Here is an 18,316-nt window from a genome sequence, read left to right as displayed (position 1 = left end):
ATTCTGGGGAATAAGCCGCTCATGTTCGCATACGGTATAATGCCGCCGGCAATGTTCCTGGGCATGATCATATTCATGCTCTACGGGTTCCCGGTCGCCTTTTCGCTCTCGGCCGTCGGCCTGTTCTTCGGTCTTCTCGGCATCGCCACCGGCCATTTCGAGTTCGCCTTCATGCAGGCGTTGCCGTTCCGCATCTTCGGGATCGTCTCCAACGACCTGCTGCTCGCCATTCCCTTCTTCACCTTCATGGGAGCCATCCTGGAGCGTTGCGGCCTGGCCGAAGACCTGCTCGAAGGAACGGGCAAGCTGTTCGGCGCCGTCCCCGGCGGCCTCGCCTATGCGGTCATCGTCGTCGGCGCCATCCTCGGCGCGATTACCGGCACGGTCGCCGCCTCGGTCATCACCATGGGCGTGATCTCGCTGCCGATCATGCTGAAATACGGATATAACCCGCGGCTTGCGACGGGCGTCATCGCCGCATCGGGCACCATCACCCAGGTCATCCCGCCTTCGCTCGTGCTGATCGTATTGGCCGACCAGTTGGGCCGTTCCGTCGGCGACATGTATCTCGGCGCGATCGGACCTTCGATCCTGCAGGTCACGATCTTCATGCTGTTCATCCTCGGCCTGTCGATCTTCCGGCCGAAAGACGTTCCCCCGCTGCCGCCCGAAGCGCGCGGCGAGATGAACGCGGCTCTGGTCATGAAGGTCCTCTGGGGCATGGTCCCGTCGATCGTGCTGATCTTCCTCGTGCTCGGCACCATTTTCATGGGCCTCGCAACCCCGACGGAAGCAGGCGCGCTCGGTGTCGTCGGCGCCATGGCCATCGCTGCGATGCATCGCCGTCTCACCTGGGATTTGCTGCGCCAAGGCATGCACTCGACGATGACGATCACCTCCATGGTCGTCTTCATCCTGGTCGGCGCCACCTGCTTCAGCCTCGTCTTCCAGGGCATGGATGGCGGCCTGTGGATCGAGCATCTTCTGTCTCACGTTCCGGGCGGCGCCATCGGCTTCCTGATCTTCGTCAACATCTTCATCTTCTTCCTGGCCTTCTTCCTCGATTTCTTCGAGATCGCCTTCATCGTCATCCCGATGCTGGCGCCGGTCGCAAGCGCGCTCGGCATCGACCTGATCTGGTTCGGCGTCCTGCTCTGCATCAACATGCAGACCTCGTTCATGCACCCGCCCTTCGGATTCGCGCTCTTCTATCTGCGTTCGATCGCCCCGAAATCGGTCAAGACCAAGGATATCTATCTCGGCGCCATTCCGTGGCTCTGCATGCAGCTCGTCCTGGTCGCCATCGTGATCTTCTGGCCCGAGTCGGTCACCTACTGGCTGGACAAGGCGCCGGACGTCGATCTCAACACGATCAAGATCGAGGTGCCCGGCTTCGGCAACGGCAATGGCGGCGGCAACCAGATGCCGAATTTCGGCCTGCCCCCGATGGACGGCGCGCCGGCCCAACCCGGCCAGCAGGGATTGCCCGGCATGCCGAACTTCGGCGAGCCCCCGAAGATCAACCCCTAAGGGCGGCTTCTCTTGTCAGGTTGCTGATGGGAGAGTATATTTTTGGAGTGGAAGACAGGGGTGCCTCCCTGCTTTCCGTTTGCTTAGATTAGGAACCTGAACCGGACGGCTGTTGACCAGCTTGTCCGGTTTTTCCTAAACCTCAGCGTAATGATCAGTGGTTTCCACATCACATTACCTCCAGTTCGAGATCAGGGCTTTTGCTTGAAGTCGGTGAAGCCCGTCTTCACCGATGTTCCGGCTGGCCACGGAGCGTGCTGCTTCAGCCCTCGAACGTCGCAATCATAGATAAGCGCGTGTGATTGTCGAGACGACACAACCTTCCGCAACCTGACAAAGATCGATGATCGGCTTCCCTTGTCAGGCTGCTGACGGGAGAGTATATTTTCGGAGTGGAGGACAGAGCGCGAACTCTGCCCTCCTTTGTTACTTGGTTAAGAACATGAATCGGACGGACACTGACCAGCCCGTCCGATTTTTCCTAAACAGCAACGTAATGCTCAGTGGTTTCCACATCGCATCACCTCCAGTTCGAGAGCAGGGCTTTTGCTTGAAGTCGGTGAAGCCCGTCTTCACCGATGCTCCGGCTGGCCGCGGAGCGTGCTGCTTCAGCCCTCGAACGCTGCAATCATAGATAAGCGCGTGTGATTGTCGAGACGGCACAACCTGCCGCAACCAGCCGAACCGCGGGCAAACAAAAACCCCGGACCTTCCGATCCGGGGTTCCTGAAATGAGACCTGCCCGATCTGCGATCAGAGCTTGCCGTTGCGCTGCTGGATCATCATGAACGTGTCGAACGTGTATTCCGACAGCTGCATCCAGAGGTAACCTTCCTTCTTGAAGGCGACCTGGTCTTCGTAGATCTTCTTGAAGTCCGCGTTGGTGGCGGAGATATCCTTGTAGACCTCGAGGGATGCCTTGTAGCAGGCTTCGAGAATGTCCTGGCTGAACGGGCGAAGGGTGGTGCCCTGCGAGACGATCTGCTTGATCGCCGTCGGGTTCTTCGCGTCGTATTTCGCCATCATGCTGGTATTGGCAAACGCGCAGGCGTCTGTCAGCGCCGCCTGGTAGCTCTTCGGGAGGGCGTTCCACTTGTCGAGATTGATCAGCGCATGGATGACCGGGCCGCCTTCCCAGAAGGCCGGATAGTAGTAGTACTTGGCGACCTTGTAGAAGCCGAGCTTGTGGTCGTCATAGGGGCCGACCCATTCCGCCGCGTCGATCGTGCCCTTTTCGAGCGCCGGGTAGATGTCGCCGCCGGCGATCTGCTGCGGCACCGCGCCGAGCTTTTCCAGCACCTTGCCGGCAATGCCGGCGATGCGCATCTTGACGCCCTTGAAGTCATCGACCGTGTTGATTTCCTTACGGAACCAGCCACCCATCTGCGCGCCGGTATTGCCGGCGATCATGCCGTAGAGGCCGTGCTTGGCGTAGAATTCGTTCATCAGCTTGTTGCCGTTGCCCTCGTAAAACCACGAGTTCGTCAGGCGGGCATTGAGGCCGAAGGGGATCGCGGTGCCGATCGCAAATGTCGGATCCTTGCCGACATAGTAGTAGGAGCAGGTATGGCACATTTCGACCGTCGCATTGCTGACGGCGTCTGCCGCTTGCATGGCCGGCACGATTTCAGCGGCGGCAAACGGCTGAATGGTGAAATTGCCATCGGTTGCTGCGGCGACATGCTTGGCGATGTCTTCCGCGCCGCCGTAGATGGTATCCAGCGACTTCGGGAATGAAGACGTCAGACGCCAGGTGACCTTAGGCGCCGACTGTGCGATGGCCGGAGCGGCGAGCACCGTAGCGGCGGCTGCCCCTGCCCCGGTGACGGCGGCCTTTTTAAAGAATGAACGACGATCCATGAAATACCTCCCAGTAAGAGAAACCGTAGGGATTATCTGTTCCCACTCCCCCGGTCCTGCCGCGAGGTAAACATTTTGGTCTATGGGTTGCAAGCGCCGGAGCTAATATTCCTTAATGCGGGAACGTCTTTTGACCTTAGACTTTCGTAGCGTCCCGTCGAAACTGGATTCCTAAGATATTTCAAAGGGGCGATGCTTATTCCTTGAGCAATGCAGACCGGAAGGCACGGCCTGGAACTTGACTTGAGGCGGTGTCCGGCGGCACAACGAAGCGAGCCGTTACAGCCTGCTTTGTTGGAGAGCCTGATGCCGAAACCGATCGTCGCCCTGCCCGCTGATATCCGCGAACTGGACGGAGCGATCTGGCATGCCTCGCCGAACCAATATGTCCAGGCGGCGCTGAAGGTGGCGGATGTGATGACCTTCATCATCCCCGCTTTCGAAGAGGGCAACGAGACCGACGCGATCCTCGACCGCGTCGATGGCGTGCTGGTTTCCGGTTCGGCGACCAATGTTCACCCCTCGCTCTACGGCAGGGAGGCCACGGCCGGTGACGGTCCCTTCGATCCGGCCCGCGATGCGACCTCCCTGCCGCTCATCCGCCGGGCGATCGACCGCGGCATTCCGCTGCTCGCCATCTGCCGTGGCATCCAGGAACTGAACGTGGCGCTCGGCGGCACCCTTGCAAGCGAAATCCAGGAACAGCCGGGTATCTGGGATCACCGCAAACCCGATGTGAAGGAGCGCGACGGCATGTATGCGATCCGCCAGCCGGTCTTCGTGGCTGAAGGCTCCTGCATCGCCAATTATCTGGGCCTCACGGGCGAGGTCCAGGTGAACTCTCTGCACCGCCAGGCGATCGCCGAAACCGCCCCGCGTCTGAAGGTCGAAGCGACGGCCGAAGACGGCACGATCGAGGCTGTTTCAGTCATCGACGCCAAGAATTTTGCGGTCGGCGTGCAATGGCACCCGGAATACTGGGCCGAAACCGATGCGCCGTCCCGGGCGCTGTTCCACGCGTTCGGCGAAGCGGTCCGCGCCTATGCGGCCCGCAAGGCGATTACCAACGTGGCGGCTTGACACTCACAAGGTCGCCGCCTGCCCCCCAACCCGTCAGGGCGCCGGATACGGCAAAAGTTACTCCTGCCCCGGCTCTCCTTCGACATGCACATAAGCAAGCTTCAGCATGATCTGCGAAGCCTCCATCAGCGTTTCGCGCTCTTCGTCCCCTAGGCTGGCTTCGATCGCCTTTTCCAGCCAGGCTCTGCGGGAGCGGATATCTTCGGAGAGAACCTTGCGGCCATGCGGCGTAAGCGCCAACTCGATTTCGCGGCGGTCCTGTTCGCTGCGGCTACGGCTGATGAAGCCGTCGCGTTCCATGGCTGCGACGATGCGGGTGACCGATTGCGGCTGCAGGCGTTCCTCCTGGGCAAGGCGCCAGGCGGGCATCGGGCCGAGCCGGTGAAGCGTGGCGAGCATGGCGATCGTCGAAAGGCTGACTGAGCCTTCCGCTCGCGCTGCGCGCAGGCGTCGGCCGAGCAGCAGCACGCTGCGCACGATCAACGTCGAGGCTTCGTCCCGATCACTGGACATATGATACGCATTGCGTATTATTCCGCCACTGCTCAAACCTGGCCTTGAGAGACGGCGGATGAAACAGACACTCAATCACGTTGCCGGAGCCTTTCGCTGGTCGACGGAAAAAGAAGTGACGGCGATCGAGATCGTCGTTTCGGCGCTTGCCATGGCCGTCCCGGCGCTGCTGGCCGCAAGGGGGCATCATACGGGCCTCGGCCTCGTCGGCGGCATGGCGATGAGCGGAACCGTAGCGCATGGCAAGTTGAGGGTGCAAGCCGGCAGTGCGGGTGCCGCCTTCGCGACGCTGGCGCTCGCGGCAGGACTTGCCTGCCTCATCGGCCGCATGGGCATGGCCGGCCAAGTGGCGAGCCTTACGCTTGCGGCGATTGCAGGCGTCGTCGGCGGGTTCGATCGGGCTATGGTGGCAGCCTCGATGCGGTTCGTCTTCTATCTGATGATGGTCGGCGGCATCGTGGCGACGACGAGCGCAGATCCGCTGCTGATCTTTGCCGTTGTCATGAGCGGCGCGCTCTTCGCGATGATCCTGCATATCGGCATGTCCGCCATCGTCGATCGCATCCGCAAGCCTGAGGAAAAGCCGATTGAAACCGAACGTGTCCCGACCGCCGGGCAGAAGTTCAACCGGCTGAAGCGCTCGTTGGGGGAACTGGCGGGCTGGCAGTATCCGATCCGGCTGGTCTTCTGCCTCGGCGCCGTCTCGCTGGCGCACGCGCTTTTTCCCTCCCACGACATTCATTGGGCGGCGCTGACGCTTGTGCTGCTGGTCGAACGGCGGCCCGAGCGCATGCCGCTGAAGACGACGCAAAGGGTGATCGGAGTCATCGTCGGCGTCTGCTGTGCGGGCCTGCTTTCATTCCTGGCTCTGCCCGCCTGGGCGGACGTCCTGAGCATCGCCGTTCTCGGCGGCTGCCGGCCATTCCTGCGGGCCAGGAACTACCTCGCCTATTCGATCGTCATGGCGCCGCTGATGATGATGGCCATGGGCACGGCCGATCATGTCATCCCGGTCGGCATGCTCTGGGACCGGCTCTACGCGACCGTCTTCGCCGCCTGCATGGTGCTTTTCGTCAACCAGGGAGCCATCCTTCTGCTGCCGCAGACCGCGGCACCCAAAGCCTAAGCCCTTGGCCGGTGCACGCCGGTTGACTGGCGGATGCGCATTTCCGGCTTGATCAGATGGATGCCGTCCGGCTCGTGGCTGCCGGCAAGGCGGTCGAGCAGCGCGCGCGCCGCAAGCCGGCCGACTTCCGTCTGGCCGTTCCACACCGTCGTCAGTGCGGGTGTCGCAATCGAGGCCTCTTCCAGATCGTCGTAACCGGTGACTGAGATGTCGTGGCCGGGCATCAGCCCGGCGCGGGCAATGCCGTTCATCAGGCCGATCGCCACCAGATCGTTCCAGCAGACGGCGGCGGTCGGCTTCTGCGGCAGGGAGAGGAAATGCACCGCCGCCTCGAACCCGCCCTGCTTCGAGCGCGGCCCGGGAATGCGCAGGTTCGGATCCACCTCGATGCCTGCCTTGCGCAGCGCATTGACATAACCCTGGTAGCGGTCGCGGCCGGTCGACGTCTGGTCCGTGCCGCCGATCATGGCGATGACCCGATGTCCGAGGCCGATCAGATGGTTGGTCGCAAGTGAAATGCCGTAGCTGTCGTCGCCGCGATAGGTCGGCAGTTCGACGCCTTCCATCGAGCGGGCAACGAGGATGGCCGGCATGCCGTTTTCCTCCGCGAGCCTCATATCCTCGATCGGCGTGCCGATCGCCGGCGACATGATCACCCCGTCCCCGCCCAGCTGCAGCAGCGTTTCAATGAAGGTGCGCTGTTTTTCGACCGAGTCGTAGTGGTTGGACAGGATGAAGGTATGGCGGCTGCGGTCGAGCTCGCTTTCGATCGCCTTGAGGATTTCCCCGTAGAACGGGTTCATGATGTCGTGCACCACGACGCCGATAATGCCGGAGCGGGAGGTCCGCAGGCTGGCCGCGCGGCGATTGTAGATGTAGCCGAGCGCTCTCGCCTGTTCCTTGATCTTTTCCCGCGTATCGGCGGCGACCAGCGGGCTGTCGCGCAGCGCAAGCGATATGGTGGCGGTGGAAAGACCGAGGCTCTCGCCGATCGTCGACAACTTGATCTTTTGTGCCATTTCCCCCACCCGCAATGGCCGGCATCGCTATCCGATGCTCGAATTAAACTTTAAATAAACAATTTAATTCGGTGCGACAATCCTGTGACAGCGAAAATTTCAAAAGGAAATCAGCCTCAGTCGTCCGGGTTCGACTGGAGATTCTGCTCGACGGTTTTCAGAAGCTTGAGGAGCGTGCGGATCTCCTTGTCGGAAAGGCCTTTTGCGGCCATCGAACCGCATGCTGAGACGGAACGGCCGATCTGTTCGACGGTCTGCAATCCGGCTTCCGTCAGGTGCACTTTCGTGAGGCGCCCGTCGGTGCCGTCTGCGCGGCGTTCCAGGAAGCCTTGAGCCTCCATCCGGCCGATCGTGCGGGTCATGGTCGGGGCCTTGACGCCGAGCCGTATGGCGAGCTGGCCGGGGGTCATGCCGTCCTCTTCGGCAAGGATCAGGATGACGCCGTCCTGGCCGGCATAAAGCCCGCTTTCGCCGAGGCTGCGGCTGAGCGCGGTGCGCATCGAGCGGGCAGCCTGGGTGATCGCCGGCGCAAGGTCTGTGGCCGACAGGCCTTCCAGCTCCTTCTTCTTGCCGGACTTGGCTTTTTTGTCGCCCTTCTTCTTGCTCATTCGCTCTGCCCGTTTTGCCCTGGAGAAGGAACCGTTATATCTGTGCCGCGCTATGCATATCGAAACCCGGAAACCACCGCCAGATGCCGCATCCTTCGCCGCGTTATCAAGACAATGATACGACACTTGCGTCCACAGAAAGGCGAGAGTGGATCGCTGTCCTGCCGCTCGGCGCCCACGAACAGCACGGACCGCACCTGCCTTTCGAGACCGACACACTGATAGCCGAGGGGTTGGTCGCCCGCCTCATCCCTGCCCTGCCCGCCGACCTACCAGTCACGTTTTTAGCCACGGAACCAGTCGGTTATTCGATAGAGCACATGGATGTCACCGGCACGAAGACGCTTGCCTTCGATGAGGCCGTCAATCGCTGGCTCTCCATTGCCAGTGACCTTCATAGCAAAGGCATCGACAAACTGGTGCTGCTCAATGCCCATGGCGGCAATTCGCCGCTCCTGACGATCGTGGCGACCGAGGCGCGGGTGCGGTTCGGCATGCTGGCGGTGGCGACGAGCTGGACCCGCTTCGGCCAGCCGGACGGCTGGATCGCGCCGGCAGACAAGGCGGTTGACATCCACGGCGGCGACATCGAGACATCGGTGATGCTGGCGCTCCATCCGGACCGTGTCGATATGGCCAGGGCTGAAAACTTCCCCTCCCGTCAGTCGGATTTTTCCCGCGATTTCAAGCATCTGCGCGCCTATGGCCCGCACGCCTTCGGCTGGAAGATGTCCGACCTCAACCCACAAGGCGTCGCCGGCAACGCGGCTGCGGCGACGGCCGAACGGGGCGAGGTGCTGGTCGCGCATGCGGTGAAGGGCATCATCGAATTGCTGGAGGATGTGGCGAGGTTCGATCTCGCAGCATTGGAGCAATGTTGAATCGACGACACGACAAGCGTATATCTGGACCATGTAATTGGACCAATGGAGCATGTCATGGAAATTTCAGTGAGCGAGGCCAAAGCAAGTCTGACTGAACTCCTTCATCGCGCGGAAGCTGGAGAAGATGTCGTTCTCACGCGAAGAGGTCATAAGATCGCAAGGCTTGTACCCATTGAGCCGGAACTGACGCGCGATCAACGCAGAGCACTGATCGAGGAAATCAGAGCCATGGCTCCCGAACCCAAGGCCGATGACGTCCCTGCTGAGCGAAGCCAGGATTTTCTCTATGGTGACGACGGCTTGCCGGCATGATTGTCGTCGACACGTCAGCTCTGATCGCCATCGTCAAGAATGAAATTGGTGCCTTTGATTGCCAGGAGGTACTCACGCGGGAATCCAAGGTCCTCCTCAACGCAGCCACTCTCACCGAAGCTCTGATTGTCGCTCGTGGACAGAAATGTCTACCTGGCCTTACGAACCTGATCGACAGGCTCCCCATCACCATCATCGAGCTGGACGCAGTAAGAGCAGAACGCGCCGCTGTGGCTTACGCTCTGTTCGGCAAGGGCTTTCACAAGGCTTCGCTCAATTTCGGCGATTGCTTCGCCTATGCGACGGCCAAGGAATTCAACTGTCCGCTTCTCTATGTAGGTGACGATTTTGCCAAGACCGATGTGGTTTCGGCGATCAAGTCATCATCCGCTTGAGCGGCAAGAAATCAAGCCGCCTCCGGGACCGTCTCCACCACGACCGATACCGCGACCACCTTGGCCGGCTCAAGCCGCAGTTCCATGTCCACCAGACATTCAAACGGAAAGAAGCGCTTCAGCCAGCGCATCTTCATCGCGCCGGTGACCACAAAACCCTTCTTGAGGTAGAGGATCATCGCGCGATTGTGGGCGGCAACCTGGAGCTTGACGGACGTGCAGCCGTTCATCGCCGCCAAGTCGGAAATCGCATCGATCAGCGCGCTGCCGGCGCCCTTGCCGCGCTGCTTCGCATCGACGTTGATGTTGTAGATGTAGAGCGTCGACGCATTGACGCGCGGTTCCGTCGCCTTGAACAGCAGGAAATTCCCAAAACCCTTGAGAAGTCCGTATTCGGACAGAAACGCCGGGAAGGCCGGAGACAAGGGACCTTTCCCCCGGAGGTAAAAGGCTGCGTAACCGATCATCTCATCGCCGGATTTGATGGCGATGATGCGGTCGTCGTTGACGCTGTTTGCGAAGAAACGGCTGCGGCGAAGGTCATCGCCGAGAAAATATCGGAGCGAGGTCCTGCCGCGCTGGACCCTGTCCCTTATGCCCGACCCCTCTGTGTCTGACGGATTCGGACAGCACGTAAGAAACCCATCAAATTGACGTTCCATTCAAACAGCAGACCCCGCCTGTCCCCAGGAACATTTGTTAGGGGAGATGCCGATTTTTTGATAGAGCGGCTAGTCACCGATGAATTTTCATAGGACCCTTTCATAGGCGGGCTAACCGCTTCTGCTGCATCCTGTAGCCGATGTGATCTTATAACATACAAACCCTTTGAACTCGTCCCGGCTTACCCTTATATGAGGCGAACCAAGCTTCCGCGCCCACCGGGCGCTTTCAAAGTCTCTCGAGGTTTCCCCATGGCCGAAAAAATGACCGACACAGCCACCCCGAAGCCCGTTCCCGTCACCGTGCTCACCGGTTATCTCGGCGCCGGCAAGACGACGCTGCTGAACCGCATTCTCTCCGAAAGCCACGGCAAGAAATACGCGGTCATCGTCAACGAGTTCGGCGAGATCGGCATCGACAACGACCTGATCGTCGAGTCGGATGAAGAGATCTACGAAATGAACAACGGCTGCGTCTGCTGCACCGTGCGCGGCGACCTGATCCGCGTCGTCGAGGGCCTGATGCGCCGCCCCGGCCGCTTCGACGGCATCATCGTCGAGACCACCGGCCTTGCCGATCCGGTCCCGGTCGCCCAGACCTTCTTCATGGATGACGACGTGCGCGCCAAGACCGAGCTCGATGCAGTCGTCGCCCTCGTCGACGCCAAGCACCTGCCGCTGCGCCTGAAGGACAGCCGCGAAGCCGAAGACCAGATCGCCTTTGCCGACGTCGTCGTCATCAACAAGACCGACCTCGTCACCCCGGAAGAACTGGCCATCATCGAAGACGTGGTGCGCGCCATCAACCCGACCGCCCGCGTCTACAAGACCAGCCGTTCCGGCGTCGATCTCGCCCGCGTGCTCGATCAGGGCGCCTTCAACCTGGAACGCGCGCTCGAAAACGATCCGCATTTCCTCGATCAGGGCCATGACGACCATGTCTGCGGCCCGGATTGCGACCACGACCATGGGCACGACCACCATCATCACGATCATGACCATCATGCGCATGACCACGATCACGATCATCACGGCCACGATCACCACCATCACCACCACGGCGAAATGTCGCCGATCCATGACGTCACGGTGAAGTCGATTTCGCTGCGCGGCGGCGAGATGAACCCGGAACGGTTCTTTCCTTGGATCCAGAAGATCACCCAGACCGACGGCCCGAGCATCCTGCGCCTCAAGGGTATCATCGCCTTCAAGGGCGACGAGGAACGTTATGTCGTGCAGGGCGTCCACATGATCGTCGAGGGCGATCACCAGCGTCCGTGGAAGGATGGCGAAAAGCGCGAATCGCGCCTCGTCTTCATCGGCCGCGATCTCGACGTCGACAAGATCGAGAAGAGTTTCAGGGCTTGTGAGGTAGCGGCATGACGCCGAAAAGTGTGAAGCGGTTTTCGGACCACGTCATGCCCGGGAGAAATGCTGCGTAATGCCGACTGTTGCACCGCTTGATCTGGAAGGCCATGTCGTCGCCGCGCATTTCCTCGGCGACGTCCCGTTCTTTGCCACCGCCGCCGGCACGATCCACCGCCTGGATGGCGGAGAGAAAGTCACGGAGGCTCATCAAGGTCTCCTGACCTGCATCCGCGATCCCTTCAGCGCCACGCTGCTGACCGGCGGCGAGGACGGCAAGGTGATGCGTATCGGCAGCAATGGCGAGGCGACCCTGATCGCCGAAGCGCCGCGCAAATGGATCAGCGTCGTCGCCGGCGGTCCGCAGAATGCGGTCGCCTATGCGCATGGCAAGTCGAGCTTCGTGAAGCTGAACGACGGCACGCTGAAGGAATTTCCCGAAGAGCGCAGCGTCGAAGGCCTCGCCTTCGCGAGCAAGGGCCTCAGGATCGCCGCCGCCCGTTACAACGGCGTCTCGCTGCACTGGGTCGGCACCAATGCGCCGCCGGTCGATCTCGAATGGAAGGGCGCTCACAACGCCGTCACCTTCTCGCCGGACGGGCGCTTCCTGGTGACGACGATGCAGGAAAATGCACTCCACGGCTGGAAGCTCGACGGCAAGCCGGGCGAGAACCGCCATATGCGGATGACCGGTTATCCGGCCAAGGTGAAGTCGCTCTCTTGGTCGCCGAAGGGCAAATGGCTCGCCTCGTCGGGTGCGCCGGCGGCGATCGTCTGGCCGTTTTCGGCCAAGGATGGCCCGATGGGCAAGGCACCGCAGGAACTCGGCACCCGCGCCAATATCATGGTCACGTCGGTGGCCTTCCATCCGGCCGAGGAAGTGCTCGCCATCGGTTTCATCGACGGCATGATCCTTGGCGTGAGGCTGGCCGACGCCAAGGAAGCGCTCCTGCGCCGGCCCGGCAAGGGCGGCATTACCGGATTGAGCTGGAGCGCCAGCGGCAAGCTCGTCGCCTTCTCCTCCGATGCTGGCGATTGCGGCGTCATCGATATCTCGGCTTGAGTTAATCCCGGCACGAATGACCGCGGCGGAAAAATCTCCGCCGCGGCCTGGTCCATACGGGACGGGCAGGCAGCTTGTATCAGGTGGTATAAGTGTCAGGCTGTTCTGCCTGCCCGATCGTTCCGGTTTTCCCGAAAGGTGGGTAGCGGAGGGTCCGAATTCCGATACCTTGCACCTCTCGGCGGTCGGCGCCCTGACGGAGCCGCCCTCGCCTTTGCGACCATCACCGGGCGCCGGATGTTCTCCGTGGAATGCGACCCGGCTCCCTGCCCTGTGACGCGACCAGTATGGCCGCAACCGCACAGGCGGGGATGACGCAGGGTTATTTCGACGCGAATTTGCTTCAAACGAAAAGGGAATTTCTGCTCCCCGCTGCGGAATCGTCCCCGCATTCAGGCCGCCTGGCGGTCTTCCTCGAACGTGTCGATACCGTCTCGGCCGTTGCGCTTGCGGGCATAAAGCGCCTGGTCGGCCCGCTGCAGCAGGCTTTCGAGCTCGCCGGGGCCGCAGATCTCGGTCGCCACGCCGATGCTGAGCGTCGGAAGCACCGTAAGGTCTTCCATCTCCCTCAGGGAATCGGCAAAGGCGGCACGGATCTTCTCGGCGGTCTCCACGGCCTTCTCGACCGGGCTTCCCTTGAGGACGATCACGAATTCGTCGCCGCCATGCCGGGCGAAGAGATCGCTGCTGCGCAGGTGCAGGGCCGCGGAGGATGCGAACCGCCTGAGCACTTCGTCGCCGACCGCGTGCCCATGCGTGTCGTTGAGTTGCTTGAAATGATCGACATCGATCAGCATCAGGGCGACCGGCCCGGCCTCCAGGCCGGCATAGGAGCGCATCAGCCCGCCGCGGTTGAGCACGCCGGTAAGCGCATCGCGGTCCGCCAGGTGGGTGAGCTTGTTTCCCGCCTGTTCGGCCGCCATGAGATTGATGACGATGCTGCGCAATGCCAGGAAGGGCGCCGCCCAGAGGCCGAGCCAGGCATCGGCTCCGTTGCCGGGGGCGAACAGGCCGCCTTCGCCGATCCACCCCGTCGCCGCCAGCACGGCCCGTCCGATGAAGATGCCGGCTGTCGGCAGATAGATAGCCGCGACCAGCCATGCCGAACGCAGCCTTTCCTGCCGTGCGAGGCGAATGCCTTCCACCACCACCATGAGATCTCCGAGGGCGCAGACCAGCGAGAAGATGGCGATGCGCGGCGCGGAACTGGCATCGTCCCGCCACAAGAGGATCAGCGGGGCCGAAAGAATGGCGAGGATCAGCCAGCTCAGGCCCCAGCGCGCCGGACGACCGCCGAAAAGCCGGATGGAGACGATCAGCAACAGATAGCCGACCAGGATCAGGTTGTTGCCGATCAGGACCGAAACGACATCCGGCACCATGTTGCGCAGGCCGATGCTGAACAGGCCCACTCCGATGACGATGCCGCTGGCGCTCCACCAGAACAGCCAGCGCTCGAAGCGGCCGCTGGAATAGGCGATCATCTGGACGATGCCCAGGACCGAGCAGGTCATAGCCGAGACGATATAGATCGTCCGCAGATCCAGCATGGAACACCCCCAATAGCGACGCGAGGCATACTAGCGCCAGCCGATTGCGGTTCGGTGTGTCCGGTCGTTCAAGTTTTAGCGATCAGCCTTCAAACGGCGCGAACGGCGCCGATGATCTCGCCAAGCAGGGCGTGCAGGTCGTCGCGATAGCCGCTGCGGGCCGACGGGCCGCTCTCGTCTGATGTCATCACCACGGTGAGGTCGAGCGACGGCACGATATAGAGCATCTGCCCGCCATAACCCCAGCCGAACTTGACGTCCTCGCCGCCGATCGAGCGCAGGAACCAGCCGTATCCGTAGCCATCGCCGGAAAAGCGGGAATTGGTGCGTGGCGTCCAGGACCGGTCGATCCAATCCCTGGAGACGACCTGGCGGCCGTCCTTCGCCTTGCCGCCGTTGCGGTAGAGTTCGCCGAAGGCCAACAGCGAGCGGGCGGTCATCGCCATCTGGTTGCCGCCGAGATAGATGCCCTGGCGGTCGCGCTCCCAGGAGGCGATGCGGAAACCGTCGACCGGCTCCAGCCATTCCCGCGCCAGCGCCAGCGTCGATTTCCCGGCGACTTTGGTAAGGATCGCCGAAAGCAGATGCGTCAAGGCGGTCGAATAGAGCATCGAACCGCCGGGATCGTCGTTGAACGGCTGGGCGAGCGCGAACCGCACCCAGTTGCTGCTCGCAACCCAGCGGCCGTAGTTCGGCCCCGACAGCCGCCCGAGCCCCGCCTGCATCGAGAGCAGGTTGCCGATGGTGATGGTGTGGATGCGCGGGTCCGGGTTTGCCGGCAGGTCGGCCTTCAGGATCGGGGCGATCTTCTGGTCCGGCCCCTCCAGCAGCCTGCGGTCGATAGCGATCCCGGTCAGGGCCGAGATGATCGATTTCGAAGCCGATTTGATATTGGTCGAGGCGTTCAGCGAACGGCCGTTGAACGCCCGCTCGGCGAGCATCCCGCCATGGCGGGCGACGAGCACGACCTTCAGCGGCTCCAGTTCCGCCGCGCCGCCGAGCACGGTATCGAGCGTCACGGGCGGTTGCGGAACTGGTGCCTGGCGCTCGCCCTGGGCAAGGCTACGGGCGGCGGTCAATGCGAACGGCAGGGAGATGAGGGTTGCGCGGCGAGTGATCATGCAACGAAGCTAGGACGGCAAGCCGGCCGAGACTATGGCGGAAAGGGTGGATTCACGCAGAGATGATGGGGCGTGAGGATGATAGCGGCCGGCGACTGCACGCACCCAGGGGCAATCGCATGAGGGTGCGTGGAGCCCCTCCCCCTTGTGGGGAGGGGTTGGGGAGGGGTCTTCGTACCACAAAACCCCTCCCGCCTGCCGGCCACCCTCCCCACAAGGGGGAGGGTTAGGGATGCCGCACCGCCTCACGTCCCATATGCGACGGTCCTCACCCCGAAAAGTCGTTCTCATTTTCTTCGAAAACGAGAACCGCCTCCAAGTTCATCCACGGTGGAGCCCGAAAGGAAAGCAGTGTATGGGACCATTCCCGACGGTCTCACCGCCGCGTGCCCGATTCTCCCTCCCGGGACCGGAGCCGCAGCGCGAGGACAGCCGTTTCTACGATCGGACAGGACATGGCCAAGGCACCCAAGACTGAACATTCCGAACTCGCCGGCGAATTCACCGACGACGGCATTACCGTGCTGGTCGATATCTACCGCCCTGCCGGCACCCAGGGCGACTGGACGCTCGAAGTCATCACCGAGGAGGATGACGTCACTTCCTGGGAAGAACCGTTTCCGACCGACCGCGAAGCCTTCGACGAGTTTCTCGCAACCGTCGAGCGCGACGGCATCCGCTCCTTCTTCGGCGAACCCGAACCCAATCCCGCGGTGCATTGATGAAGAATGTCGAAGACCTCACCATGTCCGCCAGGACCATGCACGACCGTTATGCTTCGGGCCGCATGGACCGCGAAATCGTCCGGCAATGGGTGTTGGGCCTGAGCATGTATCCGGAACCCTATGGCCGGCATATCCAGGAGGCGGCAGCCTGGTTCAAGCCTTCGCGCGACGAGATGGATCCCGTCGAGCTGAAGATCGCCGACCTCGCCAGGCTGCAGGCGATCTATCGGCCATAGGCAGTTTCCCGGCGCTCCAGAACAGCAGGGCGCGGGTGGCTGATGGACACCCGCGCCCTCGAACGTCCCGGCAGGGAACCTCAGGACGCCCGGATGGCTCAGCCCTCGGCGGGGAGCTTGAAACGCGGAGTATTGGCGAGAGGTCGAGCGAATTCCGCATAAAGCCGCACCGCGGATAAATGTTCCCGCACTGCGGCAATCATCTCGATTTTGTGTTTCCGGCCGGTCTCAAAGCCCGGCTTCGGCAAACACCTTGACGATCCAGTCGAGGAAGACGCGCACCCGCGGCGAAAGCTGGCGGTTCTGCGGATAGAGCGCCGAAAGCGGTGTCGGCGGCGGCGGGAAATCCGCAAGCACCTCGACGAGGACGCCCTCGTCGATATCCTTTTGCAGGCGGTAGCGCGGCGCCTGCATGAGGCCGAAGCCGCGGCGGGCAAGATCGACCATCGTGTCGGAATTGTTGATCGTCAGCCGGCTTGGAAGGGTGACGTAGCGCACCTCCCCACCAACCATGAATTCGAGCGGCATGATCTGGCCGGTACGCGAGGAGATGAAGCCGATGGCGGAATGTCCTTCCAGCGCGTCCGGCGATAACGGCATGCCGTGCTTTTCGACATAGGTCCGGCCGGCGCAGGTGATTTCGGCGATCGTCCCCAGCCGGCGCATGATCAGCCCGCTGTCGTCGATTTCGCCGGCCCGGATGACGCAGTCCACGCCTTCGCGCACGAGGTCCACCAGCCGGTCCCCCTGGCCGATCTGCAGTTCCAGCAGCGGATAGCGGTCGAGGAATTCATGGAGGCGCGGCAAAAGGAACGTGCGGGTCAGGAACCCGTGCGCATCGACCCTCAGCAGGCCGCGCGGCTGCGCATCGCGAAAGATGTTCTCCGCCTCGTCCACCTCGGCCAGAATCGCAAGGCAACGCTCGTAGAAGGCCCGGCCGTCCAATGTCGGGGTAACGTGGCGCGTCGTCCGCTCCAGCAGCCGCGTGCCGATCCCCTCCTCCAGCAGCTTGACAGCCTCGGTGACGGTCGAGCGGGCAAGGCCGAGATCGGCGGCAGCAGCGGAAAAGCTGCGCCGTTCGACGATCCGGACGAAAAGCTGCATGCGGTCGAGACGATCCATGGCTTTGTTCACCACAGGGGAACTCTGATGTCAATTTATCGGCAATTGTTCTCAGTCCGTGTCAGCAATATCTCCTAGCCACCAACCAAGGAGAGATCCCATGACCACCAACGGACAACGCGTCGCGATCGTCACCGGCGCATCGAAGGGCATCGGCAGAGCCATCGCGCTCCGCCTCGCAAAGGATGGCATCGCCGTCGTCGTCAACTATGCAACCAGCCGGCAGGCCGCCGACGAGGTCGTTGCCGAGATCGAAGCGGGCGGCGGCAAGGCCGTCGCGGTGCAGGCGGATGTCGGCAGCCCGACCGCCGCCGCCACCCTGTTCGACGCCGCGGAACAAAACTTCGGCGGTGCCGACATCCTCGTCAACAATGCCGGCGTGATGAGGCTTGCGCCGCTCGCCGAGATGGATGACGAGGCCTTCGAAACCTTGCTTGCCATCAACCTGACCGGCACGTTCCGCGGCATTCGCGAAGCGGGCAAGCGGCTGCGCGACGGCGGCCGCATCATCAACTTCTCGTCGAGCGTCGTCGGAGCCTACGGTCAAGCCTATGGCGGTTATGCCGCCACCAAGGCGGCTGTCGAAGCGATGACCCATGTCGCCTCGAAAGAACTCGGCCGGCGCAAGATCACCGTCAACGCAGTTGCCCCCGGCCCTGTCGAAACCGAGCTGTTCATGACCGGCAAGTCCGACGAACTGGTCCAGAATATCGTGAGAACCATCCCGCTTGGCCGCCTCGGCCAGCCGCAGGACATCGCCACAGTGGTCTCCTTTCTCGCCGGCCCGGATGGCGGCTGGGTCAACGGCCAAGTGCTCCGCGCCAATGGCGGCATGATCTGAAACACCAAAACCAAAGGAGAGAACCATGCCATTCGTGAACATCAAGACGCCCGAAGGCGCCCTCAGCAAGGCCCAGAAGGAAGAGATCGTCCACCGCACGACCGAGATGCTGGTCGAATACATGAGCGAGGCCGCTCGGCCTCACACCATGGTGCTGATCGAGGAGGTCAAGGACGGCGGATACGGTCGCGCCGACGAGATTTTCATGATCCCGGACGCCTACCGCGCCAGGGAGTGATTGAGAAATATGGGCAGAGCATCACATATCGGAGGTGAGGCGGTGCGGCGGTCTTAACCCTCCCCC

General features: G+C 62.1%; 20 protein-coding genes. 12 read left to right on the top strand and 8 right to left on the bottom strand.

Features of this window, described 5'->3' with window-relative positions:
* The first annotated feature begins 21 nt into the window (after positions 1–21).
* Positions 22–1,530 (top strand): TRAP transporter large permease subunit, encoded by a 1,509-nt coding sequence (locus tag PMI07_RS20485; RefSeq protein WP_007756733.1) that lies wholly within the window; start codon positions 22–24, stop codon positions 1,528–1,530.
* 753 nt (positions 1,531–2,283) lie between these two features.
* On the opposite strand, the gene PMI07_RS20480 is transcribed toward PMI07_RS20485, so the two are convergent.
* On the bottom strand, positions 2,284–3,390 hold the full coding sequence (locus PMI07_RS20480; RefSeq protein ID WP_007756732.1) for a TRAP transporter substrate-binding protein: 1,107 nt from the start codon (positions 3,388–3,390) through the stop codon (positions 2,284–2,286).
* A gap of 306 nt (positions 3,391–3,696) precedes the next feature.
* Between PMI07_RS20480 and PMI07_RS20475 the strand changes: the two genes are divergently transcribed.
* Entirely contained in the window at positions 3,697–4,470 is a 774-nt protein-coding gene (locus PMI07_RS20475) for a gamma-glutamyl-gamma-aminobutyrate hydrolase family protein (RefSeq protein ID WP_007756731.1), read from the top strand.
* Positions 4,471–4,527: 57 nt separating this feature from the next.
* Here the strand turns inward: PMI07_RS20475 and PMI07_RS20470 are convergent, their stop codons facing one another.
* Positions 4,528–4,983, bottom strand: a complete 456-nt coding sequence (locus tag PMI07_RS20470; protein WP_007756729.1) for a MarR family transcriptional regulator — start codon at positions 4,981–4,983, stop codon at positions 4,528–4,530.
* A 58-nt stretch (positions 4,984–5,041) separates the two neighbouring features.
* Here PMI07_RS20470 and PMI07_RS20465 point away from each other — a divergent pair, with 58 nt between their 5' ends.
* Complete coding sequence (locus PMI07_RS20465; protein ID WP_007756727.1) at positions 5,042–6,109, top strand: FUSC family protein; 1,068 nt, start codon at positions 5,042–5,044, stop codon at positions 6,107–6,109.
* On the opposite strand, the gene PMI07_RS20460 is transcribed toward PMI07_RS20465, so the two are convergent.
* On the bottom strand, positions 6,106–7,128 hold the full coding sequence (locus PMI07_RS20460; RefSeq protein ID WP_007756725.1) for a LacI family DNA-binding transcriptional regulator: 1,023 nt from the start codon (positions 7,126–7,128) through the stop codon (positions 6,106–6,108). The genes PMI07_RS20465 and PMI07_RS20460 overlap by 4 nt on opposite strands.
* Positions 7,129–7,244: 116 nt before the next feature.
* Complete coding sequence (locus PMI07_RS20455) at positions 7,245–7,736, bottom strand: MarR family transcriptional regulator (RefSeq protein ID WP_007756723.1); 492 nt, start codon at positions 7,734–7,736, stop codon at positions 7,245–7,247.
* Positions 7,737–7,819: 83 nt separating this feature from the next.
* Here PMI07_RS20455 and PMI07_RS20450 point away from each other — a divergent pair, with 83 nt between their 5' ends.
* The 3 genes from PMI07_RS20450 to PMI07_RS20440 are packed head-to-tail and all read left to right on the top strand — an operon-like array spanning position 7,820 to position 9,327.
* The gene (locus tag PMI07_RS20450; protein WP_007756717.1) at positions 7,820–8,617 is read left to right on the top strand and encodes a creatininase family protein; all 798 of its coding nucleotides are present in this window, start codon (positions 7,820–7,822) and stop codon (positions 8,615–8,617) included.
* A 57-nt stretch (positions 8,618–8,674) separates the two neighbouring features.
* Positions 8,675–8,932 (top strand): type II toxin-antitoxin system prevent-host-death family antitoxin, encoded by a 258-nt coding sequence (locus tag PMI07_RS20445; protein ID WP_007756716.1) that lies wholly within the window; start codon positions 8,675–8,677, stop codon positions 8,930–8,932.
* Entirely contained in the window at positions 8,929–9,327 is a 399-nt protein-coding gene (locus PMI07_RS20440) for a type II toxin-antitoxin system VapC family toxin (protein ID WP_007756703.1), read from the top strand. Before PMI07_RS20445 ends, PMI07_RS20440 begins: the two co-directional genes overlap by 4 nt.
* A gap of 11 nt (positions 9,328–9,338) precedes the next feature.
* Here the strand turns inward: PMI07_RS20440 and PMI07_RS33740 are convergent, their stop codons facing one another.
* Positions 9,339–9,989, bottom strand: coding sequence for a GNAT family N-acetyltransferase (locus PMI07_RS33740; protein ID WP_007756702.1), 651 nt, complete (start codon positions 9,987–9,989; stop codon positions 9,339–9,341).
* A gap of 264 nt (positions 9,990–10,253) precedes the next feature.
* Here PMI07_RS33740 and PMI07_RS20430 point away from each other — a divergent pair, with 264 nt between their 5' ends.
* Both PMI07_RS20430 and PMI07_RS20425 read left to right on the top strand, forming a co-directional pair.
* Positions 10,254–11,372, top strand: coding sequence for a GTP-binding protein (locus PMI07_RS20430; protein ID WP_037087830.1), 1,119 nt, complete (start codon positions 10,254–10,256; stop codon positions 11,370–11,372).
* Between the two features lie 58 nt (positions 11,373–11,430).
* Complete coding sequence (locus tag PMI07_RS20425; RefSeq protein WP_007773058.1) at positions 11,431–12,417, top strand: WD40 repeat domain-containing protein; 987 nt, start codon at positions 11,431–11,433, stop codon at positions 12,415–12,417.
* Between the two features lie 392 nt (positions 12,418–12,809).
* Here PMI07_RS20425 and PMI07_RS20420 read toward each other — a convergent pair whose 3' ends face one another.
* On the bottom strand, positions 12,810–13,967 hold the full coding sequence (locus PMI07_RS20420; RefSeq protein ID WP_007773056.1) for a GGDEF domain-containing protein: 1,158 nt from the start codon (positions 13,965–13,967) through the stop codon (positions 12,810–12,812).
* Positions 13,968–14,056: 89 nt separating this feature from the next.
* A complete protein-coding gene (locus PMI07_RS20415; RefSeq protein WP_007773053.1) occupies positions 14,057–15,088 on the bottom strand; it encodes a serine hydrolase in 1,032 nt (343 codons plus the stop codon).
* Between the two features lie 455 nt (positions 15,089–15,543).
* On the opposite strand from PMI07_RS20415, the gene PMI07_RS20410 reads away from it, so the two are divergent.
* Positions 15,544–15,810: a hypothetical protein gene (locus PMI07_RS20410; RefSeq protein ID WP_007768449.1), complete on the top strand. Its 267-nt coding sequence runs from the start codon at positions 15,544–15,546 to the stop codon at positions 15,808–15,810.
* Complete coding sequence (locus PMI07_RS20405) at positions 15,810–16,049, top strand: hypothetical protein (RefSeq protein ID WP_007768452.1); 240 nt, start codon at positions 15,810–15,812, stop codon at positions 16,047–16,049. The genes PMI07_RS20410 and PMI07_RS20405 overlap by 1 nt, the downstream gene beginning before the upstream one ends.
* 228 nt (positions 16,050–16,277) lie before the next feature.
* On the opposite strand, the gene PMI07_RS20400 is transcribed toward PMI07_RS20405, so the two are convergent.
* Positions 16,278–17,171 (bottom strand): LysR family transcriptional regulator, encoded by an 894-nt coding sequence (locus tag PMI07_RS20400; RefSeq protein ID WP_007768455.1) that lies wholly within the window; start codon positions 17,169–17,171, stop codon positions 16,278–16,280.
* Between the two features lie 100 nt (positions 17,172–17,271).
* On the opposite strand from PMI07_RS20400, the gene PMI07_RS20395 reads away from it, so the two are divergent.
* Together PMI07_RS20395 and PMI07_RS20390 are read left to right on the top strand one after the other, a co-directional pair.
* A complete protein-coding gene (locus tag PMI07_RS20395; protein WP_007768460.1) occupies positions 17,272–18,012 on the top strand; it encodes an SDR family oxidoreductase in 741 nt (246 codons plus the stop codon).
* A 25-nt stretch (positions 18,013–18,037) separates the two neighbouring features.
* Positions 18,038–18,250 carry a 4-oxalocrotonate tautomerase family protein gene (locus tag PMI07_RS20390; RefSeq protein WP_007768466.1) on the top strand — a complete coding sequence of 71 codons (213 nt, stop codon included), beginning with the start codon at positions 18,038–18,040 and terminating at the stop codon, positions 18,248–18,250.
* The last annotated feature ends 66 nt before the right edge of the window (positions 18,251–18,316 follow it).

The sequence above is a fragment of the Rhizobium sp. CF080 genome (assembly GCF_000282095.2).
In the GTDB taxonomy this organism is placed as follows: Bacteria; Pseudomonadota; Alphaproteobacteria; order Rhizobiales; family Rhizobiaceae; genus Neorhizobium.
The sequence above is the reverse complement of the archived record's forward strand: the minus strand, read 5'-3'. Positions and strand labels throughout refer to the sequence as shown.